Source organism: Rhizorhapis sp. SPR117 (assembly GCF_021742065.1).
The window spans coordinates 1-4,038 of the sequence record NZ_JAKKIE010000131.1 but is presented as its reverse complement, the minus strand read 5'-3'; the positions used below and the strand labels follow the sequence as shown (position 1 = coordinate 4,038).

Here is a 4,038-nt window from a genome sequence, read left to right as displayed (position 1 = left end):
ACGAATAGCCCCGTGATGCCGCGGTATCGGCGGATATCGGGATTGTCCGACTTGTCGCCGACGAAAAGCGCCAGACGTGGTGCGACCGAGAGGCGATAGTCTCCGCCGAGCGGGATCGCCGCCATCGGCGCGACATAGACGCTGTTGATGCTGCGCGACGCCGCGCCGTCGCGCCCGTTCGATTCATGCCGGATACCGCCCTGCGCGCTCACCGAGATGCCGTTCGACAAAGTGGCGGAAGGGGTCAGATAGAAGAGTTCGGGCTGATAATCGACATTGCGGAACGGCGAGGAGTTCCCGCCCAGGTCCCAGAACATACGCTGGCTATAGGCGAAGTGAAGCCCATCACGCCAGGACCCCGGCAGCCCATCAGCCCGTCTCGATCCGAACAGCTGGTATTTGAAGCTGATCTGGATCCTTGCCTCACTGTTGGTGCCAGGCCCGTAGACGGCGTAGATCGGCTCATAGGCCGAGAGATTGACGAGAAAGGCATTGCCAGCCGAACGGTCGGCGGGCGGCGGCGCCGCTTCCCGCTCCGGCTCGGAAGGCGCCTGCGGTGCGGATATGGCTTGCGCCACTTGCGTCGCCGACCGCAAAGCAACAGTGATCTGCTGCGAACGCCACGCCGGAATGGAAAGCGTCGCGCCATCCAGCGTCAGGTCGGAAGGCGCGCGAAAGCAATAGCGAGCGCGCATGAACCCGCCAGGCGGCACGGTCAGGCTGGCCGGGACATTCGCGGCGCGTTCGAGCCATACGGTCCGGACAGATCCGGCAGCCCCGATCCGTGCCTCGATTCGGTCGGGCAAGGATACCGTTTGCGGATCGCGGTCCCCGTTGAGCAATCGCAGATCGACCAGAATGGCGCCGTCCTGGTCGCGCTGGCCGGCGTCGCCGATCAGGATCTCGACCGGCGAGGCGGCATGGGCCGTCGGCGCGAGGAGAATCGATGCGCCAGCCATGAACCAGAAGTGCGGACGGATCGTCATGCGCGCAGGTGCCAACCGCTGTCGCCTGCACCACGGACCGGATAATCGAACAGCCGCGTATGTTCGCGCGCGATCCTGGCGTTGCGCCGCGGTCGCTTGCCCGGCGGGAGGGCGAGGTGAAATGTCCGGTCGGAGAAGACCTGGAGGAGCATTGCGGGCGGAAAAGCCGAGGCGAGCCGGGTAACCGCGGCGCGAATGAATGTCTCTGCAACGTCTTCCAACGGGTCTGGTGGCGAAGTGGCGGCGGATGTGTCCATGTTCCTCATCTCCAATCGGACATGCCCTTCCATCGCCTGACAGCGAGGAACACGCACTACGCGATGACGTAGCCTGACTCAGCATCCTCCCCTGAAACCGCCTCCGATTATACCATCGTTATCAAGCGGCTACTCTCATCTTACCACCACGCATGTCTTTCCGAGAGTCGCCAATTTCACAGAACGGTACTGCAGGGGAGAGATAAGGCGCAACCCCGGCCATCAGTATATTTGCGCCTGGCCCGACACAGAATATGTCCTCCGCCATCCGATTTGTGACGATCCTGCCGCTCCAGCCGTCGTCCATTCCTCACGCTTTCCCGGATGGAAAGAGGAACGAATTAGCGTCGATACGAAACGCATAAGTATAGTTCCCGATGGCGGGGTGGTGCTCCGGCGATGCACATGAACCGCATATCCCGTGGTGATCGGGAATCCAAAACGCCAGGGAGAGGTGCCGGATCGGCTTGGCGACGCCCGTTTTGGGCGGCGGCTTTCGTGCGCTCTGGAGAACCGGATGTTCGACTTCAATGACAAGGTCGCGATCGTGACCGGAGCCGCCAGCGGGCTGGGCGAGGCCATCTCCCGTGAGTTGGCCGCCTCCGGCGCCCGGCTCGTGCTCGCCGATCTCGATATCGACCGTGTACACGCTCTCGCTGCCCAGATCGATGACGGCAGGGCCTTTCCGCTTCGGACGGACGTGGCGAATGCCGCGGATGTCGAGGCGATGGTGGCTTTCGCGGTGAAGACCTTCGGCCGGCTCGATCTTGCCGTGAACAATGCCGGCGTCGGCGGCGCCTCCGCTCCGGCCGGTGAATATGATCTTGCCGAATGGCGGCGCGTGCTCAGCGTCGACATGGACGGCGTGTTCTACGGCATGCGCTATCAGATCCCGGCGATGCTGGTTTCGGGCGGCGGTGCGATCGTCAACATGAGTTCGATCTGCGGCATGCTCGGCCTGCCCGGCACCATCGCTTACGCGGCTGCCAAGCACGCCGTGGTCGGCATGACCCGGACCGCAGCCGTCGACTATGCCCGCAAGGGCATTCGCATCAACGCGGTGGGGCCAGCGGTCATCGATACGCCGCTGATCCGGGCGCAGGGCGAACCGTCGCCCGCGCTGATCGATCAGCATCCCATTGGCCGGCTCGGCCGGCCCGAGGAGGTGGCGGCGCTTGTCGCCTTTCTGCTGTCCGATCGCGCCTCGTTCATGACCGGCGGCTACTATCCCGTCGATGGCGGCTATCTCGCGCAGTGACCGCGTCGCCCACTCCCTTTTCATCAGCACCAGCAGCAAGGAATTTCTCATGTCCCGTATAGCGCTTATCACCGGCGGCGTGAGCGGTATCGGCGCCGCGACCGCACGACTCCTCAAGGCGCATGGCTACACCGTCGTCGCCAATTATTTCGGCAACGAGGCCGAAGCCCAGGCGTTTCACGACGAGACGGGCATTCCGGTCTATGGCTGGAACGTGGGCGATTTTGCCGCGAGCCAGGCGAGCGTCGCCAAGGTCGTGGCGGAGGTCGGGCCGGTCGACATCCTCGTCAACAATGCCGGCATCACCCGCGACGGCACGCTCCACAAGATGAGCGAGGAGCAATGGCGCAGCGTGATCGACGTCGACCTCGGCGGCTGCTTCAACATGTGCCGCGCGGTGATCGAGGGCATGCGTGAGCGGCGCTTCGGCCGGATCGTCAATGTGAGTTCGGTCAACGCGCTGTCGGGGCAGTTCGGCCAGACCAACTATGCCGCCGCCAAGGCGGGCGTGATCGGCTTCACCAAGGCGCTCGCGCTCGAGGGCGCGGCGCGCAACGTCACGGTCAATGCGATAGCGCCGGGCTATACCGACACCGCCATGGTCGCCGCGGTATCGGCGGAGGCGATGAAGGCTGTTCTTGGCGCCGTTCCCGTGGGCCGTCTCGGCACGCCCGATGAGATCGCGCGCGGCGTCCTCTTCCTTGTCGAGGACGAAGCCGGCTTTGTCACCGGCGCCACGCTTTCGATCAACGGCGGCAAATACATGGCCTGAAGCGGCCGAATGGAAGGAGAAGATCATGACCAAGAATGTTGTTCTTTGTGCACCCGTGCGAACCGCGATCGGAAGCTATGGCGGCAGCCTCAAGGACATGGCCGCGCCGAGACTCGGCAGTATCGCCATTGCCGAGACGCTCAAGCGCGCCGGCGTAACCGGCGACGCGATCGATACGGTCGTCATGGGCCAGGTGGTGCAGGCCGGAGCGAAGATGAACCCGGCGCGGCAGGCGGCGATCGGTGGCGGAATCCCTGACACTGTGCCGGCGATGACCGTCAACCGGGTCTGCGGCTCCGGAGCCCAGGCGATCGCCACTGCCGCGCAGGAGATCATGCTGGGCCTGACGAATGCCGCTGTCGCGGGCGGGATGGAGAATATGGACCAGGCGCCCTACCTTATCGAGAAGGGCCGCTGGGGTTATCGCATGGGCGACGGCAAGCTTTTCGACAGCATGCTCCATGACGGTCTCAACGACGCGTTCGTCGATCAGCATTCGGGCTGGGTGACCGAGGACCTCGTCACGAAATTTCAGATCTCGCGCGACGCCCAGGACAGTTGGGCAGTGCGCTCGCAACAGCGGTTCAGTACGGCCCAGGCGGCCGGCAAGTTCGACAGCGAGATCGTGGCGGTCGAAATTCCGGGACGAAAGGGGCCGACCAGCTTTTCGCGGGACGAGCAGAACCGACCGGATGCGACGCTCGAAAGCCTCGCCCACCTCAAGCCGGCCTTTCGTCCGGAAGGAACAATCACGGCAGGCAATGC

5 protein-coding genes are annotated in these 4,038 nt (G+C 64.2%); 3 read left to right on the top strand and 2 right to left on the bottom strand.

Annotation, left to right across the window (positions count from 1 at the left end):
• Positions 1-1,001: phospholipase A (locus L3X40_RS21165; RefSeq protein ID WP_237367325.1), on the bottom strand; the 1,001-nt coding region annotated here is incomplete at its 3' end.
• Positions 983-1,243, bottom strand: coding sequence for a hypothetical protein (locus L3X40_RS21160; RefSeq protein WP_048576319.1), 261 nt, complete (start codon positions 1,241-1,243; stop codon positions 983-985). The genes L3X40_RS21160 and L3X40_RS21165, both read right to left, overlap by 19 nt.
• Positions 1,244-1,760: 517 nt before the next feature.
• Between L3X40_RS21160 and L3X40_RS21155 the strand changes: the two genes are divergently transcribed.
• The 3 genes from L3X40_RS21155 to L3X40_RS21145 form a co-directional block, all read left to right on the top strand.
• On the top strand, positions 1,761-2,501 hold the full coding sequence (locus L3X40_RS21155) for an SDR family NAD(P)-dependent oxidoreductase (protein WP_048576320.1): 741 nt from the start codon (positions 1,761-1,763) through the stop codon (positions 2,499-2,501).
• A gap of 49 nt (positions 2,502-2,550) precedes the next feature.
• Entirely contained in the window at positions 2,551-3,273 is a 723-nt protein-coding gene (gene phbB, locus L3X40_RS21150; protein WP_043153860.1) for an acetoacetyl-CoA reductase, read from the top strand.
• A gap of 25 nt (positions 3,274-3,298) precedes the next feature.
• Positions 3,299-4,038 (top strand): thiolase family protein (locus tag L3X40_RS21145; RefSeq protein ID WP_272908111.1); only part of this gene is annotated, 740 nt, incomplete at its 3' end.